This window comes from Shinella pollutisoli, assembly GCF_024609765.1.
Taxonomy (GTDB): Bacteria; Pseudomonadota; Alphaproteobacteria; order Rhizobiales; family Rhizobiaceae; genus Shinella; species Shinella pollutisoli.
This window is the reverse complement of sequence record NZ_JANFDG010000004.1, coordinates 83,572-106,533: the sequence shown is the minus strand read 5'-3', so window position 1 is coordinate 106,533 and position 22,962 is coordinate 83,572. Positions and strand designations below refer to the sequence as shown.

Annotated in this window: 26 protein-coding genes, 1 pseudogene and 1 riboswitch; of the genes and pseudogenes, 21 read left to right on the top strand and 6 right to left on the bottom strand. The window is 70.9% G+C overall.

Translation table 11 applies throughout. The features are described 5' to 3' along the window. Positions 1-55 precede the first annotated feature (55 nt). A riboswitch (cobalamin riboswitch) is annotated at positions 56-289 on the top strand. Positions 290-545: 256 nt separating this feature from the next. The 5 genes and pseudogenes from NNZ72_RS04600 to NNZ72_RS04580 all read left to right on the top strand — a co-directional run. After that, positions 546-1,490 (top strand): annotated as a pseudogene (locus NNZ72_RS04600) (ABC transporter substrate-binding protein); the annotation flags it as partial. Then, complete coding sequence (locus tag NNZ72_RS04595) at positions 1,487-2,515, top strand: FecCD family ABC transporter permease (protein WP_257313356.1); 1,029 nt, start codon at positions 1,487-1,489, stop codon at positions 2,513-2,515. The pseudogene NNZ72_RS04600 and the gene NNZ72_RS04595, both read left to right, overlap by 4 nt. Beyond that, a complete protein-coding gene (locus NNZ72_RS04590; RefSeq protein WP_257313353.1) occupies positions 2,512-3,315 on the top strand; it encodes an ABC transporter ATP-binding protein in 804 nt (267 codons plus the stop codon). The genes NNZ72_RS04595 and NNZ72_RS04590 overlap by 4 nt, the downstream gene beginning before the upstream one ends. Beyond that, complete coding sequence (locus tag NNZ72_RS04585) at positions 3,312-3,764, top strand: pseudoazurin (RefSeq protein ID WP_257313351.1); 453 nt, start codon at positions 3,312-3,314, stop codon at positions 3,762-3,764. Before NNZ72_RS04590 ends, NNZ72_RS04585 begins: the two co-directional genes overlap by 4 nt. Continuing rightward, positions 3,764-4,564, top strand: a complete 801-nt coding sequence (locus tag NNZ72_RS04580) for a class I SAM-dependent methyltransferase (protein WP_257313349.1) — start codon at positions 3,764-3,766, stop codon at positions 4,562-4,564. The genes NNZ72_RS04585 and NNZ72_RS04580 overlap by 1 nt, the downstream gene beginning before the upstream one ends. A 35-nt stretch (positions 4,565-4,599) precedes the next feature. Here the strand turns inward: NNZ72_RS04580 and NNZ72_RS04575 are convergent, their stop codons facing one another. Beyond that, positions 4,600-5,739 carry a cytochrome c3 family protein gene (locus NNZ72_RS04575; protein WP_257313347.1) on the bottom strand — a complete coding sequence of 380 codons (1,140 nt, stop codon included), beginning with the start codon at positions 5,737-5,739 and terminating at the stop codon, positions 4,600-4,602. 145 nt (positions 5,740-5,884) lie between these two features. Here NNZ72_RS04575 and NNZ72_RS04570 point away from each other — a divergent pair, with 145 nt between their 5' ends. From NNZ72_RS04570 to NNZ72_RS04515, 12 genes are all read left to right on the top strand, one after another. Then, on the top strand, positions 5,885-7,132 hold the full coding sequence (locus tag NNZ72_RS04570) for a Na(+)-translocating NADH-quinone reductase subunit A (protein ID WP_257313345.1): 1,248 nt from the start codon (positions 5,885-5,887) through the stop codon (positions 7,130-7,132). After that, entirely contained in the window at positions 7,129-7,902 is a 774-nt protein-coding gene (locus NNZ72_RS04565; protein ID WP_257313343.1) for an RnfABCDGE type electron transport complex subunit D, read from the top strand. The genes NNZ72_RS04570 and NNZ72_RS04565 overlap by 4 nt, the downstream gene beginning before the upstream one ends. Beyond that, positions 7,895-8,695 (top strand): NADH:ubiquinone reductase (Na(+)-transporting) subunit C, encoded by an 801-nt coding sequence (nqrC, locus tag NNZ72_RS04560; protein WP_257313341.1) that lies wholly within the window; start codon positions 7,895-7,897, stop codon positions 8,693-8,695. The genes NNZ72_RS04565 and nqrC overlap by 8 nt, the downstream gene beginning before the upstream one ends. A 3-nt stretch (positions 8,696-8,698) precedes the next feature. Then, complete coding sequence (locus NNZ72_RS04555) at positions 8,699-9,361, top strand: NADH:ubiquinone reductase (Na(+)-transporting) subunit D (protein WP_257313339.1); 663 nt, start codon at positions 8,699-8,701, stop codon at positions 9,359-9,361. After that, positions 9,361-9,972, top strand: a complete 612-nt coding sequence (gene nqrE / locus NNZ72_RS04550) for an NADH:ubiquinone reductase (Na(+)-transporting) subunit E (RefSeq protein WP_257313336.1) — start codon at positions 9,361-9,363, stop codon at positions 9,970-9,972. The genes NNZ72_RS04555 and nqrE overlap by 1 nt, the downstream gene beginning before the upstream one ends. Continuing rightward, the gene (gene nqrF / locus NNZ72_RS04545) at positions 9,969-11,204 is read left to right on the top strand and encodes an NADH:ubiquinone reductase (Na(+)-transporting) subunit F (protein ID WP_257313334.1); all 1,236 of its coding nucleotides are present in this window, start codon (positions 9,969-9,971) and stop codon (positions 11,202-11,204) included. The genes nqrE and nqrF overlap by 4 nt, the downstream gene beginning before the upstream one ends. A 3-nt stretch (positions 11,205-11,207) precedes the next feature. Beyond that, positions 11,208-12,191, top strand: coding sequence for an FAD:protein FMN transferase (locus NNZ72_RS04540; protein WP_257313332.1), 984 nt, complete (start codon positions 11,208-11,210; stop codon positions 12,189-12,191). A gap of 8 nt (positions 12,192-12,199) precedes the next feature. Then, positions 12,200-12,355, top strand: coding sequence for a hypothetical protein (locus NNZ72_RS04535; RefSeq protein WP_257313330.1), 156 nt, complete (start codon positions 12,200-12,202; stop codon positions 12,353-12,355). Next, positions 12,352-12,777: a CBS domain-containing protein gene (locus tag NNZ72_RS04530; protein WP_257313328.1), complete on the top strand. Its 426-nt coding sequence runs from the start codon at positions 12,352-12,354 to the stop codon at positions 12,775-12,777. Before NNZ72_RS04535 ends, NNZ72_RS04530 begins: the two co-directional genes overlap by 4 nt. 92 nt (positions 12,778-12,869) lie before the next feature. After that, a complete protein-coding gene (locus tag NNZ72_RS04525; protein WP_257313327.1) occupies positions 12,870-13,187 on the top strand; it encodes a PepSY domain-containing protein in 318 nt (105 codons plus the stop codon). 22 nt (positions 13,188-13,209) lie between these two features. Next, positions 13,210-13,803, top strand: coding sequence for a general stress protein (locus NNZ72_RS04520; protein WP_257313326.1), 594 nt, complete (start codon positions 13,210-13,212; stop codon positions 13,801-13,803). Between the two features lie 19 nt (positions 13,804-13,822). Then, positions 13,823-13,996: a hypothetical protein gene (locus NNZ72_RS04515; RefSeq protein WP_257313324.1), complete on the top strand. Its 174-nt coding sequence runs from the start codon at positions 13,823-13,825 to the stop codon at positions 13,994-13,996. 68 nt (positions 13,997-14,064) lie between these two features. Here the strand turns inward: NNZ72_RS04515 and katG are convergent, their stop codons facing one another. Then, positions 14,065-16,239, bottom strand: a complete 2,175-nt coding sequence (gene katG / locus NNZ72_RS04510) for a catalase/peroxidase HPI (RefSeq protein ID WP_257313322.1) — start codon at positions 16,237-16,239, stop codon at positions 14,065-14,067. A gap of 164 nt (positions 16,240-16,403) precedes the next feature. Between katG and NNZ72_RS04505 the strand changes: the two genes are divergently transcribed. After that, positions 16,404-17,327: a hydrogen peroxide-inducible genes activator gene (locus tag NNZ72_RS04505; protein ID WP_257313320.1), complete on the top strand. Its 924-nt coding sequence runs from the start codon at positions 16,404-16,406 to the stop codon at positions 17,325-17,327. Between the two features lie 57 nt (positions 17,328-17,384). On the opposite strand, the gene NNZ72_RS04500 is transcribed toward NNZ72_RS04505, so the two are convergent. The 4 genes from NNZ72_RS04500 to groES form a co-directional block, all read right to left on the bottom strand. Next, complete coding sequence (locus NNZ72_RS04500; RefSeq protein ID WP_257313317.1) at positions 17,385-17,876, bottom strand: Hsp20/alpha crystallin family protein; 492 nt, start codon at positions 17,874-17,876, stop codon at positions 17,385-17,387. Positions 17,877-17,966: 90 nt separating this feature from the next. Continuing rightward, positions 17,967-18,431 carry an Hsp20 family protein gene (locus tag NNZ72_RS04495; protein ID WP_257313315.1) on the bottom strand — a complete coding sequence of 155 codons (465 nt, stop codon included), beginning with the start codon at positions 18,429-18,431 and terminating at the stop codon, positions 17,967-17,969. A gap of 273 nt (positions 18,432-18,704) precedes the next feature. After that, positions 18,705-20,333, bottom strand: a complete 1,629-nt coding sequence (groL, locus tag NNZ72_RS04490) for a chaperonin GroEL (protein WP_257313313.1) — start codon at positions 20,331-20,333, stop codon at positions 18,705-18,707. Positions 20,334-20,378: 45 nt separating this feature from the next. Then, the gene (gene groES, locus NNZ72_RS04485) at positions 20,379-20,693 is read right to left on the bottom strand and encodes a co-chaperone GroES (protein WP_503473617.1); all 315 of its coding nucleotides are present in this window, start codon (positions 20,691-20,693) and stop codon (positions 20,379-20,381) included. Between the two features lie 284 nt (positions 20,694-20,977). Here groES and NNZ72_RS04480 point away from each other — a divergent pair, with 284 nt between their 5' ends. The 3 genes from NNZ72_RS04480 to scpB all read left to right on the top strand — a co-directional run bounded on the left by NNZ72_RS04480 (position 20,978) and on the right by scpB (position 22,960). Continuing rightward, positions 20,978-21,250: an usg protein gene (locus tag NNZ72_RS04480; RefSeq protein ID WP_257313310.1), complete on the top strand. Its 273-nt coding sequence runs from the start codon at positions 20,978-20,980 to the stop codon at positions 21,248-21,250. A gap of 91 nt (positions 21,251-21,341) precedes the next feature. Beyond that, positions 21,342-22,298 carry a DUF1403 family protein gene (locus NNZ72_RS04475; RefSeq protein WP_257313308.1) on the top strand — a complete coding sequence of 319 codons (957 nt, stop codon included), beginning with the start codon at positions 21,342-21,344 and terminating at the stop codon, positions 22,296-22,298. 2 nt (positions 22,299-22,300) lie between these two features. Beyond that, positions 22,301-22,960 carry an SMC-Scp complex subunit ScpB gene (gene scpB, locus NNZ72_RS04470; protein WP_257313306.1) on the top strand — a complete coding sequence of 220 codons (660 nt, stop codon included), beginning with the start codon at positions 22,301-22,303 and terminating at the stop codon, positions 22,958-22,960. Positions 22,961-22,962: the final 2 nt, after the last annotated feature.

Sequence of the window (22,962 nt, the reverse complement as noted above, 5' to 3'; positions counted from 1 at the left end):
CGCCGGTGCGAAAGCCGCGCGCCGTTCTTTGGGCTTGACGGTATGCGCCGCCGCCCTTTATCTGGTCCCCGACGGTTCCCCGAGGGATGACTCCCAGGGGATTAATAGGGAACACGGTGCGGACGACCCAACAGGGACCCATTCCGTGGCTGCCCCCGCAACTGTAGGCGGATTGCCGCCTGTCCTCGTGACGCCTCCGCGCGTCATGCCACTGCGGCCCGGCCGCGGGAAGGCAGACAGGCCGCAGATATCCGTGAGCCAGGAGACCTGCCGTCAGAGCAACAATCCCAGTCACGGGCGGGGATGCCCGGAACAGGAGACGCCATGACGATTCCGGCTGCCCCCCGCGGCAGATATCCGTCCGTTTTCTCCCGACCGCGATCGATCCGCCCCTGTCGGCGCATCGGCTAGCCCCGTCGCTTTCACTCATCCGGGAGAAACCCATGACCATCCTTTCCGCGGCGCCACGCGCCGCATCGCTCGTTTCGCTCGTGGCCGGCACCGCCGCCGCGCTCGTCCTCGCCGCCGGCGCCGCCCGCGCCGCCGGGACGCAATATCCGCTGACGCTCGAAAACTGCGGCCGCCCCGTCACCGTCGAGAAGGCCCCCGAGCGCGCCGTCTCGATCGGCCAGAGCTCGACCGAGATCCTCTACCTGCTCGGCCTCGCCGACCGCGTGGCCGGCACGGCCGTGTGGATCGGCCCGGTCATCGCCGGCTACGAGGAGGCGAACGCCAAGGTCGAGCGCCTCGCCGACAACGACCCGAGCTTCGAGAGCGTGGTCGCCAAGAAGCCGGACCTCGTGACGGCGCAGTTCCAGTGGCACGTCGGCCCCGAGGGCATCGTCGCGACGCCCGAGCAGTTCGAGGAGCTGAAGATTCCGGTCTACACCTCGCCCGCCGATTGCGTCGGCAAGGACAATACCGGCGGCGGCGACGGCGTGCGCCACACCGTCTTCACCATGGACCTGATCTACCAGGAGATCGCCGAGCTCGCGCAGATCTTCGACGTGCAGGAGCGCGGCGAGGCGCTGATCGCCGAGCTGAAGGCGCGCGAGGAGGCGGCCCGCCGCAAGATCGCCTCGGCCGACGGCAAGCTCTCCGCCGTCTTCTGGTTCTCCAGCGCCGAGCTCGACATCGATCCCTACGTCGCCGGCAAGAACGGCGCGCCGGGCTACATCATGTCGGCGCTCGGCATCAGGAACGTCATCGACAGCGAGGAGGAATGGCCGACGGTCGGCTGGGAGACGATCGCCAAGGCCGACCCGACGATCATCGTCGCCGGCAAGATGGAACGCCGCCGCTTCCCCGCCGACGACGTCGCCGTCAAGCACCAGTTCCTGAAGTCCGACCCGGTCGCGAGCCTGATGCCGGCGGTCAGGAACGGCCATGTCGTCGACATGGACGCGCAGGCGATGAACCCGACGATCCGCACCATCGAGGGCATCGAGGTGCTCGCCGACGCGGTCGAGAAGGCCGGCCTGGCGAAGTGACCGCGGACCATCCCATCCTGCTTCGCACGGGCGCCGCCTTCGCGGCGCTCGCGCTCCTCGTCGCGGCCCTCGGCCTCGGCGCGGCGGTCGGCGAGACCGCGATCCCGCTCGACGTCGTCGGCAAGACGGTGGCGAACCGCCTCTGGCAGGCGGGCCACGCGCTCGAGCCGATCGACGAGGGCATCATCTGGAACTACCGGCTGAGCCGGGCGGTGGTGGCCGCCTGCTGCGGCTCGGCGCTGGCGCTTTCCGGCGTCATCCTGCAGTCGCTGCTGCGCAATGCGCTCGCCGACCCCTACATTCTCGGCATCTCCGCCGGCGCCTCGACGGGCGCGGTTGGCGTCGCGATCCTCGGGCTCGGGGCCGGCATGCTGACGCTGCCGGCCGGCGCCTTCCTCGGCGCGCTGGTCGCCTTCGGCCTCGTCGCCGCCCTGGCCGTCCGCGCCGGGCGCGGCACCGGCGCGATCATCCTCGCCGGCGTCGCCGGCTCGCAGCTCTTCAACGCGCTCACCTCCTTCATCGTCACCAAGGCGGCCAATGCCGAGCAGGCGCGCGGCATCATGTTCTGGCTGCTCGGCAACCTGTCCGGCGTGCGCTGGCCGGATGTCTGGCTGGCGCTGCCGGTCGCGCTCGCCGGCCTCCTCGTCTGCCTGTGGCATGCCCGCGCGCTCGACGCCTTCACCTTCGGCACGGAATCGGCCGCCGCCCTCGGCATCCCGGTGCGCCGCGTCTACGCCGTGCTGATCGCCGTCTCGGCGCTGATGACGGCCGTCATGGTCTCCATCGTCGGCTCGATCGGGTTCGTCGGCCTCGTCATCCCGCATGCCGCGCGCATGGTCGTCGGCGTCCGGCACGGCCTGCTGCTGCCGGCCTCCGCGCTGATCGGCGCCGTCTTCATGATCGCGGCCGACGTGCTGTCGCGCATCATCATCCCCGGCCAGGTGCTGCCGATCGGCGTCATCACGGCGCTGTTCGGCGCGCCGGCCTTCGCGCTCATCCTCAGCCAGAGGAGGTCGGCGACATGACGCTTGCGGCGGAAGGCCTCTTCTGGTCGGCCGGCGGCGCCGCCATCCTCACGGACGTCTCGCTCGACGTGCGTCCCGGCGAGTTCCTCGGCATCATCGGCCCGAACGGCTCCGGCAAGACCAGCCTGATGGCGCTGCTTTCGGGCATCCGCCGGCCGCTCGCCGGCACGGTGAGGCTCGACGGCCAGCCGCTTTCCGCCCACGGCCGCCAGGCGGTCGCCCGGCGCATCGCCTTCGTCGAGCAGCAGGCGGAGACGACCGAGCGCATCACCGCCCGCCAGGCCGTCGAGCTCGGCCGCACGCCGCATCTCGGCGCGCTGACGCCGTGGTCGCGGGCCGACGACGCCATCGTCGAGCGGGCGCTGGAGGCGGTCGACATGGCGCATTTTTCCGGCCGGCTCTGGCACACGCTCTCCGGCGGCGAGCGCCAGCGGCTGCACATCGCCCGCGCGCTCGCCCAGCAGGCGCCGATCCTGCTGCTCGACGAGCCGACCAACCATCTCGACATCGGCCACCAGATCGGCCTGCTCCAGCTCGTGCGCGAGCAGGAGCTGACCGTCGTCGCCGCGCTGCACGACCTCAACCACGCCGCCATGTTCTGCGACCGCATCGCCGTCATGCAGGGCGGGCGCATCGTCGCGCTCGGCACTCCGGCCAGGGTGCTGGAGCCCGAGCGCCTGCACGACGTCTTCGGCGTCACCGTCGAGGTCGAGCGCGACAGCGCCGGCGGCTGCTTCATCCGCTACCGCCGGCCCGACCCCCGCCCCGCCAAACTCAAGCTCGTTGCAGAGGCAAGATGACAAAGCCGACCATCCTCGCCGCAGCCCTCGTCGCTGCACTCTTCCATGCCGCGCCCACCGCCGCCGAGACCTTCGAGGTCGAGATGCGCAATCGCGGCGAGAAGGGCTCCATGGTGTTCGAGCCGGATTTCCTGGCGATCCGGCCGGGCGACAGCGTGAAGTTCATCGCCGCCAACAGGAGCCACAACGCCGCGAGCATCGACGGCATGGTCCCGGAGGGCTATGCCGGCTTCAAGGGCAGGATCGACGAGGAGATCGAGGTGATCTTCGATATGCCCGGCTATTACGGCATCAAGTGCTCGCCGCATTTCGGCATGGGCATGGTGATGCTGGTGAAGGTCGGCGAGGCGGAGCTGACGGAGGCGATCCGCGCGGTCGAGGTGCCGGCCCGCGCCCGGCCGCGCTTCGACGCCATCTTCGCCCGGATCGACGCGGGCGAGGGGAAGTGATGCTCGGCACGCACGCCAACAGCCACCTCAAGGAGGACATCCGCGACTACTGGTCGCGCCGCTCGGAGACCTTCGACCTCGCCTTCGGCCACCGCATCCCGGACGGGCCGGAATTCGACGCCTGGGCGGCGGCGATCCGCGAGCGCCTCGGCCCGGCGCCGCGCCGCGTGCTGGAGCTCGCCTGCGGCACCGGCGAGGTGACGCGCCTTCTCCTCTCGCTCGGCCACGAGGTGACCGCGCTCGACTTCTCCGAGGCGATGCTCGCCGTCGCGCGCCGCAAGCACGCAGGCGCCAGGGGGCTGCGCTTCCTGCTCGCCGACGCGGAAAACCCGATGGAGCCCGACGAGAGCTACGACGCCATCGTCTGCCGCCATCTCGTCTGGACGCTGACGGCGCCGGAGCGGGCCTTTTCCGAATGGTACCGCCTGCTGAAGCCGGGCGGCACGCTTCTCTTCTTCGACGGCGACTGGGCCGCGCCGACGCGGCTCGGCCGGCTGGCGAGCCGGGCCATCGCCGCGATCGACCGGATCGTCGGCGCCGATCCCCATTATGACGGCGCGATGAGCGACCGCCATGCCGGCATCATGCAGCGGCTGCCCTTCGGCGACGGGCTCACCGCCGGGCGCGTGCTGCCGCTGCTCGAAGCGGCCGGCTTCCGCGACATGGCGGTCGGCTCGCATGCGCCGATCGCCGCGGCGCAGCGCCGGACGGCGGACCTGCGCAACAGGCTGCGTACCCTGCTCTACCGCCGCTTCATCCTCGTCGCCTCGCGTCCGCCCGCCCCGGCGGCGCCCTCCTAGAGCGTGTGTTTCCACGCAATCCCGAACGCAACGGTCTAGCGGCCGAGCCCCAGCGCGGCGAAGTCGATGCCCAGCGGGCCGGCGAGGTCCTCCATCGAATCGTGGAGCAGTTCGAGGGCGTAGTGCGGATTGTGCACGTGGATGCCCCTGTCGGAGCCCACGAATTTCCAGTTGTAGGCCGCCCGCAGCAGGCGCGGCGTCCAGGCGGCATAGGGCAGGGGCTTGCCGTCCGCCGCGTCGGCCACTCCGTCGCCGTTGGCGTCGGCGAAGAAATAGGGGTGGCGGCTGCCGTCGTAGAGCAGCGGCACGCCGGCGATCCTGGCGGCATAGTCCTCCAGCATGCCCTTCAGCCGGCGCGCATTGGCGTCGATGTCCTGCCTTATGCCCTTCTTCACGTCGCCGCTGCCGTCGAAGCTCATGCGGGCGATGCGGATGTCGGCCGCCTTGCCGGAGGCGTGGCAGGTCAGACAGTTCTCCTCCGCCGTCGTCAGGCTGTGCGGATCGTGGCACGAGGCGCAGGTCGCGACGGGCTTGGCGTGCAGGAAGCGGCCGGAATAGGTCTTCCCCGGATACTGGTAGCCCATGCCGCCGTAGCCGCCGAGCAGCGTGGCGGCCGCCGTGGCATAGTGCGGGTTGATGAAGCCGAGCGCCGGGTCGGGCGTGTCGTCCGGCTTGCCGCCGGTCGCCTTCGTCACGGTGCTGCCGGCAGCCCGGCCCTGGTGGCAGGTCATGCACGAGGCCTCGCCCGCGGTGACCGGATGCTTCAGCCCGCTCGGCATGACGATCTGCGTGACCGCGGCGAGGCCCGGATTATGGCAGGTCTCGCAATCGACCACCCCGCCGACCGGCACGGGATGCGCCGGAAGGCCGGGCTCGCTTCCGTCCAGGCCGTGGAACAAGCGGAACCCCGCCCCGGCATGGCAGACGGCGCAGGCCGGCGGAATGGTGCCCTCGGCGTTCCAGTGCGCGAAGGATTCCGAAGCGGCGTTCGCATGGCCGGAGCGCGCCCAGGCGTCGATGAAGCGGCTCTGCGGAATGGCGATCTGCTCGGGCGTGAACGGACCCGATTTCGGCATGACATAGACCGGCGCCTCGCCGTCCTCCGCCGTCTGCGCGAGGGCCGCGGCGGAGAACAGGCTACAGAGCGCGACCAACGAGAACAGCAACCGGCGCATCCTTGCCTCCCAACGTTCCGGGTGCGCCGGACTGCTGCCAGTCTAGCGCCATCGTGCCAGTGTGCAGGGGAAAAGGGGAAGCAGCCTTGATATAGATCAAGGCTGGAGGGGGCAGTATTGTGCTTGGCTGGATCATGGATTCGTCATGCCGACACGTTTTCCTCTATTCCGGGGTGCCGACATAGGAACGATCATTACTGACCAGTGCGCGCTGACGGCGCGATCGGAGGAGGATTTCCGCGTCGATCTTCTGGTCGCCGAGGGCGACCGGGTCGCGCAGGGCACGCCGGTGCTGCGCTCGCGCCGCGATCCGGATATCGTCCTCGTCGCGCCCGTTTCCGGGGAGGTCGCCGCGATCGACCTCGGACCGGGACGGCGGCTCTCGCACGTGCTGTTCTTCCATGCGCCGGATGCCGGGCGGCACGCATACGACGTGACGGCGGCGAACAGGGGAGACGACCCCGCGGCGACCCGCGCGCTGCTGCTGTCCGCCGGCCTCTGGCCGCTCCTGCGCTCGCGCCCCTTCGGCCGCATCCCCGCGCCCGCCGAGACGCCCTCGGCGATCTTCGTGATGGCGCTCGACACCCGGCCGGACGCACCCCCGCCGCGCCTTGCCCTCGACGGGCGCGAGGAGGATCTCGCCCGCGGCCTGCGGGCGCTTGCCGGGCTCGCGTCCGGCCCCGTCGTGCTGTGCCAGGACCGCGGCGCCGACATCGTCGATGCCGGCGGCACGGGCGCGCGCTGCCGCATCCGCAAGGTCGCGCCGGTCCACCCGCACGGGCTTGCCGGGTTCCAGCTCGCCGCGCTCCATCCCGCAGCGGCCGGCCGGCCGGTCTGGGACGTCCATGCGGAGGACGTCGCCGGCATCGGCGCCTTCCTCGAGACCGGGCTGGTGCCGGAGACGAAGCTGGTCTCGGTCGCCGGGCCGGCGCTCCGGGAGCACCGGCTGGTGCGCTGTCAGCCGGGGGCCGACCTGCGGGCGCTCACCTTCGACATCGTCAGGCCGGGGCCGCACCGCCTCCTGTCGGGCTCGGCGCAGGACGGCGTCGAGGCCCGCTGGCTCGGGCGCTGGCACCGGCAGGCGACCGCGGTCGCCGCGGCACCCGACGCGGCTCGCCGCCACTGGTTCTCCGTGGCGCTGCGGCGTGCGCGGCGCCCCCTGCCGATCATTCCCACCGCCGCGCTCGACCACGCCTTCGGCGGCCTGCTGCCGGCAGCCGCGCTGGTGCGGGCGCTCGCCGCCAACGATGCGGAGACGGCGACGCGGCTCGGCGCGCTGTCGCTGCTGGAGGAGGACCTCGCGCTCGCCGACCACGTCACCGGCGCGGCACCCCGCCTGTCGGCGATGCTGCGCGCCATGCTCGACCGCATCGAGGCGGAGGAAGCGGCATGACGCGCGGCCTGTGGGACCGGGAGACGGTGGCGCTGCTGCTGCTCGCGGCCGTGCTGCCGCTCGCCGTCACGTGGCTTTTCTACGCCGGCGCGGCCGGCATGACGCGGCTCGTCTTCGTGCTCGCCGTGGCGGGCTTCTGGCATCTCGTCTTCATGCTCGCCCGCGCGCAGCCGCCCTCCGTGGCGGGCGCCCTTGCCGCACTGGCGATCGCCGTGCTCGCCCCGCTCGACCTCGGCCCGATACCGCTCCTGCTGGGCGTCAGCTTCGGCGTGGTGGCGGGAGAGCTCGTCTTCGGCGGCTGGGGCCGCAACGTGGTCCATCCGGCGGCGGTGACGCTCGCCTTCCTCGGCTTCGGCTTTCCGGCCGCGCCCTGGCCGGACCTGCCGGTCCAGCTCGGCTGGTCCGCCGCCGCCGTCGCCCTGCTCGGCGTCGCCCTCGGGGTCATGCCGTGGCGCGTCGTCGCCTGCGGCGCGGCCGTGCTTTTCGCCGGACGCAGCGTCCTTCCGCTCGAAACGCCCGTGCTGACGGCCGCCGCCGTGGCGCTCGTGCTCCTCGTCGGCGATCCCGTCACCAGCGCCGCCACCCGGCTGGGACGGTGGCTCAACGGGCTCCTCTACGGGGCGCTGGTCCTCCTCTTCGCCCTCGGCTGGCAGGGGGCCGCGCCGGTGCAGATCGCCGTGTCGGCGGCGATGCTCGCGACGCTCGCCGCCCCGCTTCTCGATGAACTCGCCATAAGCCTGTGGCTCGCGCGGAGGAAACGCCTTGGCTGATCTCAACCCCCTCTCGCTCTGGCGGCGCTTCCTGACCCTGCCGAACGACAGCCGGACGAAGACGCTCGTCGTGGCCTTCCTCGTCTCGGCCGTCTGCGCGGTGATGGTGACGGCCGCCACCGTGGTGCTGCGCCCCATCCAGGCGCAGAACCGCGCCGCCGAGCAGCAGGCCCGGCTGGAGGCGCTGGTCGCGGCGGTGCCGGCGATTTCCGACCTCGTCGCCCGGGCGGGCGGGGCGGCGCTCTCCACCGTCGTCGTCGATCTCGACGCCGGGGCGGCCGCAGGCGGCGTCACGCCCGAAACCCTCCAGGCGGCGCTCGCCGATCCCGCCAACTGGACCGCGCTTTCGCCCGCCGAGGATGTCGCCGGCCTCGGCAGCCGGCCGGACTATGCGCAGATCTACCTGCTGCGCGACGGCGAGACCGTGTCGCTGGCGATCCTGCCCATCGCCGGCACCGGCTACAACGGCCGCATCCAGGCGCTGCTGGCGCTCGGCGGCGACATGCGCATGGTGGCCGGCATCGCCGTCACCGAGCAGTCCGAGACGCCCGGGCTCGGCGCGCGGATCGAGGAGCAGGCCTGGCAGCAGGGCTTCGCCGGCAAGCAGCTCTTCGACGACGCCGGCGCGATCCGCTTTTCCGTGGCGCGCGGCCCGGCGCGCACGGAGCACGAGGTGGACGGCATCACCGGCGCCACGCGCACCAGCAACGCGATGACGCAGATGGTGCGCTTCTGGATGGGGCCGAAGGGCTACGGCCCGCTGATCGCCGCCATCCGCCGCGGGGAGTTCTAGGCGATGGCCGGCCGGGAGAGCCTGTGGAACGCGCTGACCGCGCCGCTGATCCGGCAGAACCCGGTGACGCTGCAGATCCTCGGCATCTGCTCGGCGCTCGCCGTCACCACCTCGCTTGCGACCGCCTTCACGCTGTCGGTGTCGCTGACCGTCGTCGTGGTGCTGTCGGCCGGCCTCATCAGCCTGATCCGCCGCCATATCCCCAATTCCATCCGCCTGATCGTGCAGATCATCATCATCGCCTCGCTGGTGATCGTCATCGACCAGATCCTGCAGGCCTGGTTCTTCGCGCTCAGCCAGCGGCTTTCCGTCTTCGTCAGCCTGATCGCCACCAACTGCATCGTGCTCGGCCGCACCGAATCCTTCGCGCGCTCGAACCCGCCGCTCCTCTCCATGGTCGACGCGCTCGGCAGCGGCCTCGGCTATTCGCTGGTGCTGACGGTGATCGGCGCCTGCCGCGAGCTCTTCGGCAGCGGCAAGCTCGCCGGCGTCGCGGTGCTGCCGCTCGCCGACGAGGGCGGGTGGTTCACGCCGCTCAGCCTGATGCTGCTCGCCCCCAGCGCCTTCTTCCTGCTCGGCGGGCTGATCTGGGCGATCCGCAGCCTCCGGCCGGAGCAGGCCGAGCCGCCCGAGTTCCCGCCGCACGAGACCGGGGAGGCGCGCTGATGGCCGATCTCGGCGCGCTCTTCCTCCGGGCCATGTTCGTCGAGAACATGCCGCTCACCTATTTCCTCGGGCTCTGCACCTTCCTCGCGCTGTCGCGCCGGACGGAGGCGGCCGTCGGCCTCGGCGTCGCCGTGATCGCGGTCATGGGCGTGACCGTGCCGCTCAACCAGGTCATCTACACGGCCGTGCTGGCGCCGGGCGTCTGGGCCTGGCTCGGCATGCCGGACCTCGACCTCTCCTATCTCTCGCTCATCACCTTCATCGGCGTGGTCGCGGCGAGCGTGCAGTTCCTGGAAATGGTGCTGGAGCGCTACCTGCCGCGCGTGCAGGCGACCTTCGGCGCCTTCCTGCCGCTGCTCACCATCCATTGCGCCATCCTCGGCGGCAGCCTGTTCATGGTGGAGCGGCGCTACGGGCTGGCGGAGGCGGCGGTCTACGGGGTCGGCAGCGGGGCGGGCTTCGCGCTCGCCGTCGTCCTGCTCGGCGCGATCCGCGCCCGGCTCGCCTATGCCGACCTTCCCGCGGGGCTGCGCGGCCTCGGCATCGCCTTCCTCATCGCCGGCATGATGTCGCTCGGCTTTTCCGCCTTCGCGGAGATGGCCGCGCCATGACCGGGACCGACGTCACCGAGATCGCGCTCGGCAGCCTCTTCGTCGTCCTTCTCGTCGTCGCCCTGACGGTGGTGCTGATGTTCGCGCGCAGGCGGCTCCTGCCGCAGGGCGCGGTGCGCGTCACCGTCAACGGCGGCATGGGCATCGAGGCGGCGCGCGGCGATCCGCTGCTCGGCGTTCTGCACGGTGCGGGCATCGGCATTCCCGCCGCCTGCGGCGGCAGCGGCACCTGCGGGCTCTGCCGCGTCGGCGTCGAGGGTGCGGGCGCCGGCGAGGTGCAGGCGACCGAGCGCGCGCTCCTCTCGCCCGCCGAGCGGCGCGCCCATGTCCGCCTCGCCTGCCAGGTGCGGCTCCGCGGTCCCGTGGACGTGACGGTGGCGGCCGACGTGCTGGCCGCCGAATCCTTCCCCTGCCGGGTGCTCTCCAACCGCATGCTCGCGCCGCTGATCCGCGAGCTGGTGCTGGAGCTGCCGGAGGGCCGCGCCTTCCCCTTCCGCGCCGGCGGCTTCGCGCAGCTCACCGCACCGGCCTACGGCCTCGACTTCTCCGGGATCGACATCGATCCGGCCTATGCCCAGGCCTGGCGCATCGCCGGGTGGCCGGCGCTGAAATCGGTCTCCACCGAGCCGGTGACGCGCGCCTATTCGATCGCCAGCCGCCCGGAGGACGCCGGCCGCATCGTCTTCAACATCCGCCTCGCCGTGCCGCCCGCCGGCCGCGAGCACGACATCCCGCCCGGCATCGTCTCCTCCTGGCTCTTCGCGCTGAAGCCGGGCGACACGGTCGAGACGGGCGGGCCGTTCGGCGAGTTCCACGTCCAGCCGACCGACCGCGACATGGTCTTCATCGGCGGCGGCGTCGGCATGGCGCCGCTGCGCGCCATGATCCACGAGCAGATCGCGCTCGGCACGAGGCGCCGCATGACCTATTTCTACGGCGCGCGCACGGCGGCGGACCTGTTCTACGTCGAGGAGTTCGAGGCGATCGCGGCCCGGCACGAGAACTTCACCTGGACGCCGGCGCTCTCCGACCCCGCGCCCTCCGACCGCTGGACCGGCGCGACGGGCTTCATCCACGAGACGGTGCGCGCCGCGCTTGCCGGCCATCCCGCGCCGGACGAATGCGAGTACTATCTCTGCGGGCCGCCGGTGATGATCTCCGCCGTGCTCGCCATGCTCGACCGCCTCGGCGTCGAGCCGCATTCCATCTTCAACGACGATTTCGGAGGCTGATCCATGCGCTTTGCCGGCAAAGGACTGAACCGGCGCGGCTTCCTCGCCCTCGGCGGGACCGCGCTCTTCGCCGCCGGAACCGCCGCGCGGGCGGCCCCGCTCGCGGGCCTTGCCGGGACGGCGCTCGGCACCGGCTGGAGCGTCGCGCTGCCCGCCGGCGCGGACGTCGCCGGCCTGAGGGAGCGGCTTGCCGCGCTGCTCGACGGCATCGACTACGCCTTCTCGCCCTTCCGCCCGGAAAGCGCGATCGGCCGCTTCAATGCGGGCGCCGATACGGAGGCGGCCGTGCCCGGCGAGGTGGTCGAGGTCACCCGCGCGGCCCTTGCGATCGCCGGGGCGAGCGGCGGGGCCTTCGATCCGACGGTCGGGCCGCTGGTCGCCCGCTGGGGCTTCGGACCGATCCGCGCGGGCGAGACTACGGCCGGCGGCTGGCGCGGCATCCACGCCGGGAACGGCCATCTGGCGCGGGACCGGCAGGGCCTGACGCTCGACCTCTGCGGCATTGCCAAGGGCCACGCGCTCGACCGCATGGCGGCGCTGCTGCGCGACGCCGGCCACGAGGATTTCCTGATCGACCTCGGCGGCGAGCTTTCGGCCCGCGGGCGGCACCCTTCCGGCCGGGCCTGGCGGGTCGGCATCGAGGACCCGCGGCCGGGCGCGGAGGGGCTTGCGGCGGTGCTGGACCTCGCCGGCATGGCGGTCGCCACCTCCGGCGACCGGGTGAACGGCTACGATCTCGGCGGCCGGCGCTACAGCCACATCATCGACCCCGCGGAAGGCGAGCCGGTGGAAAGCGCGCCCGCCTCCGTCTCGGTGCTCATGCCCACGGGGCGGGAGGCCGACGGCTGGGCGACGGCGCTGATGGCGGCCGGCGCGGCGGGGCCGGCGCTCGCTTCGCGCCAGGGCATTCCGGCGCTGTTCCTGTTCCGCGCCGGCGGCAGCCTGCGCCGGGTCGCGACCGGCACCTTCGAACGGCATCTTGCGTGAGGTTTCCCATGGAAGCGATCTTCGCCGTCGCAATCGTCTGCCTCTCGGCCCTGGGCCTCGCCCTCGGCCTGCTCGCAGGGCGCGCCCCGCCCGCCGCCGGCTGCGGCGGCTGCGCCTGCGGCGGCGCATGCTGCGGCCGCCGGGCGGAGGAGGAGCAGCGATGAACCGCGACACGACCGTCGAATCCGTCATGCGGACCGATTTCCCCCGGTTCACGCCGGCCATGCCGATCCGCGAGGCCGTGGCGATCCTCGCGCGCCGGCGCCTGCCGGCCGCTCCGGTGATCGACGAGGCGGCGGGGCTCGCCGGCATCCTGACCGAGAAGGACTGCTTCCGGCCGATGCTCAATGCCAGCTACTACCAGCAATGGGACGGCAGCGTCGCCGACCATATGAGCCGCGAGGTGCTGACGATGCCGGCAGACCTCGATTTCGTCTCGGCGGCGGAAGCGTTCCTCGGGCGCTCCCACCGGGTCTACCCGGTCGTGCGGGACGGCCAGGTCGTCGGCCTGCTCCACCGCTCCGACCTTTTCGCCGCGATCCTCGCCGCCTCGGAGCCCCGCGCGGCCGACCCCGGGCCGCAATAGCAAGAATGCACGGTCCCGTTCGCCGTCAAGGAACCAAACGCGCCGAAGCGGGTTTCTGGAAGGCCGATCAACGGCTCGAACGAGGACATACCATGAAAAAGCTTCTGCTAGCCGCCGCACTCGTCGGCGCAACGACCCTTTGCGCCCATGCGCAGGATTCGACCACGCCGGCGACCGACGGCGACACGCCCGCTGTCGCCACACCCGACAGCAACAACGCCTCGGCACCGGTCGAGGGCGCGAACAGCTTCACCGAAGACCAGGCGCGCGAGCGCATCGTCGAGGCCGGCTATGCCGACGTCACCGGGCTCGTGCTCGACGACAAGGGCGTCTGGCGCGGGACGGCGACCAAGGACGGCAAGGCCGTGAACGTCGCGCTCGACTACCAGGGCAACATCGTCGCCAACTGACCCCAGGCTTGAGGAACACACAATGAGAACCGTTTCAGGACTTTTCGACGACTATTCCGACGCCAGCGCCGCCGTCAGCGCGCTTGAGGCAAGCGGCGTGCCGTCCGACGACATCAGCATCGTCTCGAACAATGCCGGCGACCGGCTCACGAAGGAATCCAACGCGGCCGAAGGCGCAGGCGCCGGTGCGGGCATCGGTGCCGCCGTCGGCGGCGTCGGCGGCCTCCTGACCGGGCTCGGCATCATGGCCATCCCCGGCGTCGGCCCGGTCGTGGCGGCCGGCTGGCTGGCCGCCACCGCGGCGGGCGCGGCGGCCGGTGCGGTCGCGGGCGGCGCCGCCGGCGGGCTGATCGGGGCGCTCACCGAATCGGGCGTGCCGGAAGAGCATGCGCATGTCTATGCGGAGGGCGTGCGCCGCGGCGGCACGCTCGTCACGGCGAGGGTCGACGACAGCCTCTACGACGAGGCCGAGGCGATCCTGCGCCGGTCGAACTGGGTCGACCCGGCCGAGCGCCGCGCCGCCTATACGGCGCAGGGCTGGTCGCGCTTCGACGAGACGCTCGATCCCTACGGCCCCGCCGAGATCGAGCAGGAACGCCTTCGCTACCGGCGTTGAATAAAGAAGGAAGAAGGCCATGGAAAAGGAGACGCGCGTTTCCACCCGCAAGGATGACGATCGCAGGAACGATCCCGATCGCGGCATGATCGTCGCGGGACCGGATGCGCATGCGAACGAGAGCGCGGGCGCGACGCCGCCGGGGCGAGACCCGAAGGGCGGTCCCGCGAAGAAGCCGGAAGGCCGCTCCTAGGGCCGTTCCAGGGCTTCCAGTCGACGGCCTTCCCCCACCGTGCGTGGGGGAAGGCCCAAGTCGTTTGATCAGGCGGCGAGATCGAACCGGTCGGCGTTCATGACCTTCGTCCAGGCGAGGACGAAGTCCGTCACGAACTTCTCCCTGCTGTCGTCCTGGGCATAAACCTCCGCATAGGCGCGCAGGACCGAGTTCGAGCCGAAGACGAGGTCGACGCGCGTGGCCGTATAGCGGGTCGCGCCGGTCTTGCGGTCGCGGATCTCGTAGAGATTGCCGCCGGTCGGTACCCAGGAATAGGCCATGTCGGTGAGCGTGGCGAAGAAGTCCGTCGTCAGCGTGCCCGGACGGTCGGTGAAGACGCCGTGCGCCGTGCCGCCGTGGTTCGTGCCGAGCACCCGCATGCCGCCCACCAGCACCGTCATCTCCGGCGCCGTCAGCCGCATGAGCTGGGCGCGGTCGAGCAGCAGTTCCTCGGGGCTGACCACGTAGTCCTTCTTCAACCAGTTGCGGAAACCGTCGGCGAGCGGCTCGAGCGGGGCGAAGCTGTCCGCGTCGGTCTGCTCGGCGGTGGCGTCGCCCCGGCCGGGCGCGAAGGGCACCGTGACGTCGAAGCCCGCGGCCTTCGCCGCCTGCTCCACGCCCCAGTTGCCGCCGAGGACGATGACGTCGGCGAGGCTCGCGCCCGTCGCCGCCGCGATCGGCTCCAGCACGGCGAGGACGCGGGCGAGCCGCGCCGGCTCGTTGCCTTCCCAGTCCTTCTGCGGGGCGAGGCGGATGCGCGCGCCGTTCGCGCCGCCGCGGAAGTCCGAGCCGCGGAAGGTGCGGGCGCTGTCCCAGGCGGTGGCGACGAGGTCCGCGACCGAAAGGCCGGACGCGGCGATCCCCGCCTTGACGGCGGCGACGTCGTAGTCCGTGCGGCCGGCCGGGATCGGGTCCTGCCAGATCAGGTCTTCCGCGGGCACGTCCGGGCCGACGTAGCGGCTCTTCGGGCCCATGTCGCGGTGGGTCAGCTTGAACCAGCCGCGGGCGAAGGCGTCCGAGAAGGCCGCGAAGTCGTTCATGAAGCGCAGCGAGATCTCGCGGTAGATCGGGTCCACCTTCAGCGCCATGTCGGCATCGGTCATCATCGGCAGGGTGCGGATCGAGGGATCCTCGACGTCGACCGGCTTGTCCTCCTCGGCGATCGTGATCGGCACCCACTGGGAGGCGCCCGCCGGGCTGTGCGTCAGCGTCCACTCATGCTTGAACAGCATCTCGAAGAAGCCGTTGTCCCACTTGGTGGGCTCGCTGGTCCAGGCGCCTTCCAGGCCCGAGACGACCGTGTTGCGGCCGATGCCGCGCCCCTTGGTGTTCATCCAGCCGAGGCCCTGGAATTCCGGGCCCGCGGCCTCCGGCTCGGCGCTGAGGTTGCGCGGGTCGCCGTTGCCGTGACACTTGCCCACGGTATGGCCGCCGGCGGTGAGCGCCACCGTCTCCTCGTCGTCCATGCCCATGCGCGCGAAGGTCTCGCGCATCTGCGCGGCGGTCGCCATCGGGTCGGACTTGCCGTTGACGCCTTCCGGGTTGACGTAGATGAGGCCCATCTGCACGGCGGCGAGCGGGTTCTCCAGCGTCCGCGGATTGGCGACGTCGCCGTAGCGGCCGTCGCTCGGCGCGAGCCATTCCTTCTCCTCGCCCCAGTAGGTGTCCTTCTCGGGATGCCAGATGTCCTCGCGGCCGAAGGCGAAGCCGTAGGTCCTGAGGCCCGCCACCTCGTAGGCGATGGTGCCGGCGAGCGCGATCAGGTCGGCCCAGGAGATCTTGTTGCCGTACTTCTTCTTGATCGGCCACAGCAGGCGGCGGCCCTTGTCGGTGTTGACGTTGTCCGGCCAGGAATTGAGCGGGGCGAAGCGCTGGTTGCCCGTGCCGGCGCCGCCGCGGCCGTCGGTGACGCGGTAGGAGCCCGCGGCATGCCAGCTCACGCGCGCCATCATGCCGACATAGCTGCCCCAGTCGGCCGGCCACCACTCCTGGCTGTCCGTCATCAGCGCGCGCAGGTCGGCCTTGAGCGCCTCAACGTCGAGCTTCTTCAGCTCTTCGCGGTAGTTGAAGTCCTTGCCGAGCGGGTTGGTCTTGGTGTCGTGCTGGTGCAGGATGTCGAGGTTCAGCGCGTTCGGCCACCAGTCCATGACGGATTTGCCGAGCGCGGTGTTGCCCCCGTGCATGACCGGACACTTGCCGGTCGTCGTCGTCTTCGTATCCATTTCGTCCTCCAAGGGATGTCTGCTTCTACAGGACACTGGAAGCGGCCTCGCGGGCGAGCCTCGTGGGTGCATCGCCGCCGGACGTCTTCCGAGTGGCGCAGGAGTAGCAAACCGGTTCCATAAATTCCAATTGTATATTCTAAAGGCTGCGATATGCTCAGATTATGATAGGTCTCTCCATGAAGCACCTGCGCTATTTCGACGCGCTGGCGCGGCTCGAGCATTTCGGCCGGGCGGCGGAGGCCTGCGCCATCTCGCAGCCGGCGCTTTCCGTGCAGATCCGGGAGCTGGAGGAGCTGATCGGCGCGCCGCTGGTGGAACGGGGCGGGCGGCGCATCCGGCTCACGGGCCTCGGCGAGGAGTTCGCGGCGCGCACGCGCGCCATCCTGCGCGCCGTCGACGAGCTGGGGGAGCTCGGGCGGGCGGCGCACGGGCCGCTGACGGGGCGCCTGCGCCTCGGCGTCATCCCGACGGTGGCGCCCTATCTGCTGCCCGACGTCATCCGCTCGCTGGCGCAGCTCTATCCCGGGCTCGATCCGCGCCCGCGGGAGGCGATCACGCGCAAGCTGATCGAGGATCTGGCGGAGGCCAGGCTCGACGCCGCCATCGTCGCGCTGCCGATCTCGGAGCCGGCGCTGGAGGAGGTCCCGCTGTTCGACGAGGAGTTCGTGCTGGTGCGGCCGCTGGAGGATGCGGGAAAGCCGGTCCCGAGCTCCGACCGGCTGCACGAGATGCGCCTGCTGCTGCTGGAGGAGGGGCACTGCTTCCGGGACCAGGCCCTCTCGGTCTGCAACATCGCCAACCTGCCGCCGCGCGAGCTGATGGAGGGAAGCTCGCTGTCCACCCTCGTCCAGATGGTGGGCGCCGGCATCGGCGTCACGCTCATCCCGCAGATGGCGGTCTACACGGAGACGCTTTCCGCCGCGGTCTGCGTGTTCCGCCTCGCCGAGCCCCGCCCGTCGCGGACCATCGGGATGGTGTGGCGCAAGACCAATCCCCTGGCGCCGCAGTTCACCCGGATCGCCGAGATCATCCGCGAGGCGGGACGGCGCAAGCAAAGCCAGACGCAGGGCCTGCTCGACCGGTGAGCCGGCGCTTTCCCGGCGGCGGCGGGCTCACCGACCGCCGCCGGCGGCCGGCCCGCGTCAGCTGCTGATGGCGATGCGCCTGACCTGCGACTGCGCCTTCTCGCTCTTCGGCAGGGTCACCGTCAGCACGCCGTTCCTGAAGCGCGCGTCAACCTGGTCTTCCTTGACCTCGGCCCCCAGCGGGATGCGCCGCTCGAAGCGGCCGTAGAAGCGCTCGGAGAACTGCTTGTCCTTGTCCTCCGTCTCGGAGCGCTTCTCGCCCTTCAGCGTCAGCACGCCGTCGTTCAGCAGCACCTCGATGTCCTTCTCCTCGAGCCCGGGCACCTCGGCCGTCACCCTGATCTCCTTCTCGCCGTCGGAGATCTCGACGCTCGGCCAGCCGCCGCCGAAGGACGGCACGCCCGACCCGAAGCCGCGGAAGACGTCGTCGAACAGCCGGTTCACCTCGCGGTGCAGCGACAGGAACGGATCGCGGTCGCCGTCGCGGAAGGGGCTCGGAACCTGGTTGCCGTTGTTCCGGCCCCAGGGGATCAGATCACGGACACTCATTGTTTTCTCCTTTCAATCCTTGAGGATACGTCCTGTCGGCGCCGGGGCCTGCCCGGCGCCGCATGCGCGGCCTGCACCCGCGGCCTCGGCTCAGGCGACCTGCCGGGGGGCTTCGACGCGCTTCATCTGCGCCCCGTCGGTGGCGATCTCGATCCGGCGCGGCTTCATTTCCTCGGGGATCTCGCGCTTGAGATCGATCGTCAGCAGGCCGTTGACGAGGCTGGCGCCCACCACCTTCACATGGTCGGCCAGTTCGAAGCGGCGGCGGAAGGCCCGCTCGGCGATGCCGCGATGCAGGTACTGGCCGTCCTCCTCGCCGGCGCGTTCGCCGGAGACCGCGAGCATGTTCTGCTCCTGCGCGATGGTGAGATCGCCCTCGGCGAAACCGGCCACCGCCATGGTGATGCGGTAGTCGTCCTCGCCGGTCTTGACGATGTCGTAGGGAGGCCAGTTGTCGAACGGCTCGACGCGGTTGGCGGTCTCGAGCGCGTCCAGCATCCGGTCGAAGCCGATGCTCGACCGGAACAGGGGAGAGAAGTCGAGAGTGGTTCTCATAGCCACATCCTCCTTTGAGCAATATGGGTACAAGACTGTCGCCGGGCGTCCGCCCGGCACCGCCGGCTCCGCTATCGGCAACCGGCAGACAATGATTTGGGAACCTTCTCTTCGCGTTTCAAGAGGCTCCGCGCCGTCCGCAATTCCTTGATATCGCACGCTGCCTGCCCGCAATCCGCCGGGTCTCGCCGAGGCAGGTCGCCCGCCGCCCGCGCATGAAAAGGCCCGCCCCGAGAGACAGGGCGGGCCGGGCAGTCGCCGGGACCGGATCGCTCAGAAGTCCATGCCGGCGCCGGCCGGCATGGCCGGGGCGGCTTCCTTCTTCGGCTTCTCGGCGATCATCGCCTCAGTCGTCACCAGCAGGCCGGCGACGGAGGCCGCGTCCTGCAGCGCGGTGCGGACGACCTTGACGGGGTCGATCACGCCCTGCGCGTAGAGGTCGCCATATTCGCCCGTCTGCGCGTTCCAGCCATAGGAGAACTCGGCCTTCTCGCGCAGCTTGCCGACGACGATCGAGCCTTCGGCGCCCGCGTTCTCGGCGATCTGGCGCACCGGCGCCTCGATGGCGCGGCGGACGATGTCGATGCCGACGCGCTGGTCGTCATTGGCCGTCGCGAGCCCGTCGAGCGCCTTGACGGCGCGCAGCAGCGCCACGCCGCCGCCCGGCAGGATGCCCTCCTCGACGGCCGCGCGGGTCGCGTGCAGCGCATCGTCGACGCGGTCCTTCTTCTCCTTCACCTCGACCTCGGTCGAGCCGCCGACGCGGATCACGGCGACGCCGCCGGCGAGCTTGGCGAGGCGCTCCTGCAGCTTCTCGCGGTCGTAGTCGGAGGTGGTTTCCTCGATCTGGGCGCGGATCTGGGTGACGCGGCCGTCGATCTCCGCCTTCGAGCCGGCGCCGTCGATGATGGTGGTGTTCTCCTTCTCGATGGCGACCTTCTTGGCCCGGCCGAGCATGTCGAGCGTGACGTTCTCCAGCTTGATGCCGAGGTCCTCGGAGATCACCGTGCCGCCCGTCAGGATGGCGATGTCCTCCAGCATGGCCTTGCGGCGGTCGCCGAAGCCCGGGGCCTTGACGGCGGCGATCTTCAGGCCGCCGCGCAGCTTGTTGACGACCAGCGTCGCCAGCGCCTCGCCTTCCACGTCCTCGGCGATGATGAGCAGCGGCTTGCCGGACTGCACGACGGCCTCGAGCACCGGCAGCATGGACTGGAGGTTGGAGAGCTTCTTCTCATGGACGAGGATGTAGGGATCGTCGAGCTCGACGCGCATCTTGTCGGCATTGGTGACGAAGTAGGGCGAGAGATAGCCGCGGTCGAACTGCATGCCCTCGACGACCTCGAGCTCCGTCTCCGCGGTCTTGGCCTCCTCGACGGTGATGACGCCCTCGTTGCCGACCTTCTCCATCGCCTCGGCGAGATAGCGGCCGATCTCGGAATCGCCGTTGGCGGAGATGGTGCCGACCTGGGCGATCTCGGAATTGTTGGAGATCTTGCGGGCGTTGGCCTTCAGCTCCTTGACGACCGCGTCGACGGCAAGGTCGATGCCGCGCTTCAGGTCCATCGGGTTCATGCCGGAGGCGACGGCCTTGGCGCCTTCCTTGACGATCGCCTGGGCGAGAACGGTCGCGGTCGTCGTGCCGTCGCCGGCGAGATCGTTGGTCTTCGAGGCGACCTCGCGCAGCATCTGCGCGCCCATGTTCTCGAACTTGTCCTCGAGCTCGATCTCCTTGGCGACGGAGACGCCGTCCTTGGTGATGCGCGGGGCGCCGAAGGACTTGTCGATGACGACGTTGCGGCCCTTGGGACCGAGCGTCACCTTCACCGCATTGGCGAGGACGTCGACGCCGCGCAGCATCTTCTCGCGGGCATCGGTGTGGAATTTGACTTCTTTCGCAGCCATGGTTCACTCCTTCATAGGCAGCTGGTTATGACTGAAACGGGCGCCTCAGGCGGCCTTCCTCTGCTCGGCCTGGACTTCGATCACGCCCATGACGTCGGCTTCCTTCATGATCAGGAAATCCTCGCCGTCGATCTTGATCTCCGTGCCGGACCATTTCCCGAAGAGGATGCGGTCGCCGGCCTTGACGTCGAGCGCCACGATCTGTCCCTCATCGTTGCGCGCACCGGGACCGACGGCGACGACCTCGCCCTCCTGCGGCTTCTCCTTGGCGGTGTCGGGGATGATGATGCCGCCCTTCGTCCTCTCCTCGGATTCGAGCCGGCGGACGACGATGCGATCATGCAGCGGTCGGAACTTCATGTTTTCCTCCATGGACAAACAGGATGTTTGGAACCCCCTCCGTCCCGGACCGGGCGACCGGCCCGGAACGAGGTGCCGGACCTTCCTCGAAGCGTCCGGCGGCCGATGATCTGGTTTGGCGGTTTCCCGATTTCAAGGGGTCGCCGAAGAAAAATCAGCACTCGCCCGCCGCGGCTGCTAACAGACTGTAATGGAACAAGAATATCGAAATCCGCGTTCGTTTTCCCGTTGATGGAAGCCAAAAAAGCGGCCATCCTGGAACCGTCACGAAACGGAGATCAAGCATGCGATTTTCTTCGGATCTGGAACGTCAGCTCAACGGCTACGGCCTCACCACCGCCCACATTCTCTATCGCATCCCCGACTTCGAGTCCGTGCTGCAGACCTATGTCTGGCAGGACTACGACCTCGCCCCCGACTTCCCCGAGATGCACCGGTTCCTGGATTTCTGGCAGAGCAACCTCGACGGCCCCCTGCACTCCGTCCGCTACACCCACCGGCGCCTGATCGGCCCGAACGAGTGGCGCCGCGTCGAGGGCGAGTTCAGGCTGCACTGACGCCGGAAAACGGCGGCGGCAGCTTGGCGGGCACGTGCAGTTTCATGCGAAAGCGATGGCGCAAACCGCGCGGCCCTTGTAGGCTCGCGGCATGGATTCGCTTGCCGCCATGCCCGCTCCGGCCGACCTGCCGTCCCTGCGCCTGCCCGGCTGGGCGGCGGCGCGCGGCCGGGAGCCCGGCGATCCCGACGCGGCGTTCGCCGCCGGCGTCGCGCTGAAGTCGCTCGACGACCTCGTCCAGGCCGAAGCCGGCTGGGCCGGCTGCTGGCGGGCGCGGCAGGCGCTCCTCTGCGCCACGGCGGCCGTCCGGCTGGCGGGCCGCAGCAAGGACCCGGCGGCGTTGCGCGATGCGGTGCTGCTGACCGCCGCGGACGGCGATCCCGGCCCGGCCGGGCGGGTGTTTTCGGCCTTCGCGGGGCTTGCGGCGCGAAAGCCCGGCTTTTCCACGAAGGCGGTGGCGGACCTCGCCGATCTGCTGGGCCTTGCCCGGGACGACCGGTTCGCCGCCGCCGCCGTCGACCACGCCGAGGCGGCGCTCCAGTCCGTCCGGCCTGCGCCCTTCGCCGCGGCGGAGCTGGTGACGGCCATCCACGCCACACGGCCGGACGCCGAGCCGCTCGCCTGGGCGCTCGCCGACGTCCTGCTCGCGGCCAAGCTGAAATGGCCGCACACGGTGCCGCTCCTGATGGCCGGGCGCCACGGGCCGGCCTACCGGCTGCCCGGCGGCCGGGCGCGCGTGCGGCCCGGCGAGGAGGCCTTTGCGCGCGCCGTCTGCCTGGCGGTCGCGGACGGGGCAGGCGACGCGCTGCGGCTGGCGGCCGAGATCGCCCGGCGCGCCGAGCGGCTCCTCGCCGTCGCGCCGAAGGTCCGCACCAAGGGCGCGGGACCCGTCATCCGCAGGCTGCTCGACGGGGACGCCGTCTCCGCCTCCGCGCCCGGCGCCGGGCTGTCGCGCTGGGCGAGCAGCCGGCTGTTCGAGCGCCTGGAGACGCTCGGCGCGGTGCGCGAGCTTTCCGGCCGCGCGAGCTTCCGCATCTACGGGCTGTGACCATGGCGGCGGCGAACCGGAGGAAGGCGGGGGACGAAGCCCCCCTCGACCGCGAGCTGGCCGACCTGCAGGCGCCCGCCCGCTGGCGGGAATGGATGCGGCGCGCCGAGGCGGTGATCTTCGCCGCGGCCGAGCCCGTTCCCCGCGAGATGATCGCCCGCGTGGTGGGCGCGGACTGCAGCATCGACCTCCTCATCGACGACCTCAACGAGGACCTGCGCGACCGGCCCTACGAGATCGTCGCCGTCGCCGGCGGCTGGCAGCACCGCACGCGCCCCCGCTATGCGGCGACGGTACGCGCGTCGGCCGCGCCGGTCCGCTCGCCCGCCGCGGGCCTTTCCGACCTGGAGGCGACGGTGCTGATGGCGATCGGCTATTTCCAGCCGGTGACGCGCGGCGAGCTGGCGCGGATCCTCGGCCGGGAGATCGGCCGCGACACGATCGGCAGCCTGCGCGGGGCGGGCTTCATCGGCTCGGGCCCGCGCAGCCCGACGCCGGGCGCGCCCTATACCTACGTGACGACGCGCCACTTCCTCTCCGCCTTCGGCCTCGCGACGCTGCGCGACCTGCCGGACATCGAGGCCCTGGAGGACGCGGGCCTGATCAGCCGCCACGACCTGGAGGCCGCGGACGGGCCGGGATCGGAGGAGGAGGCCGGGTGACC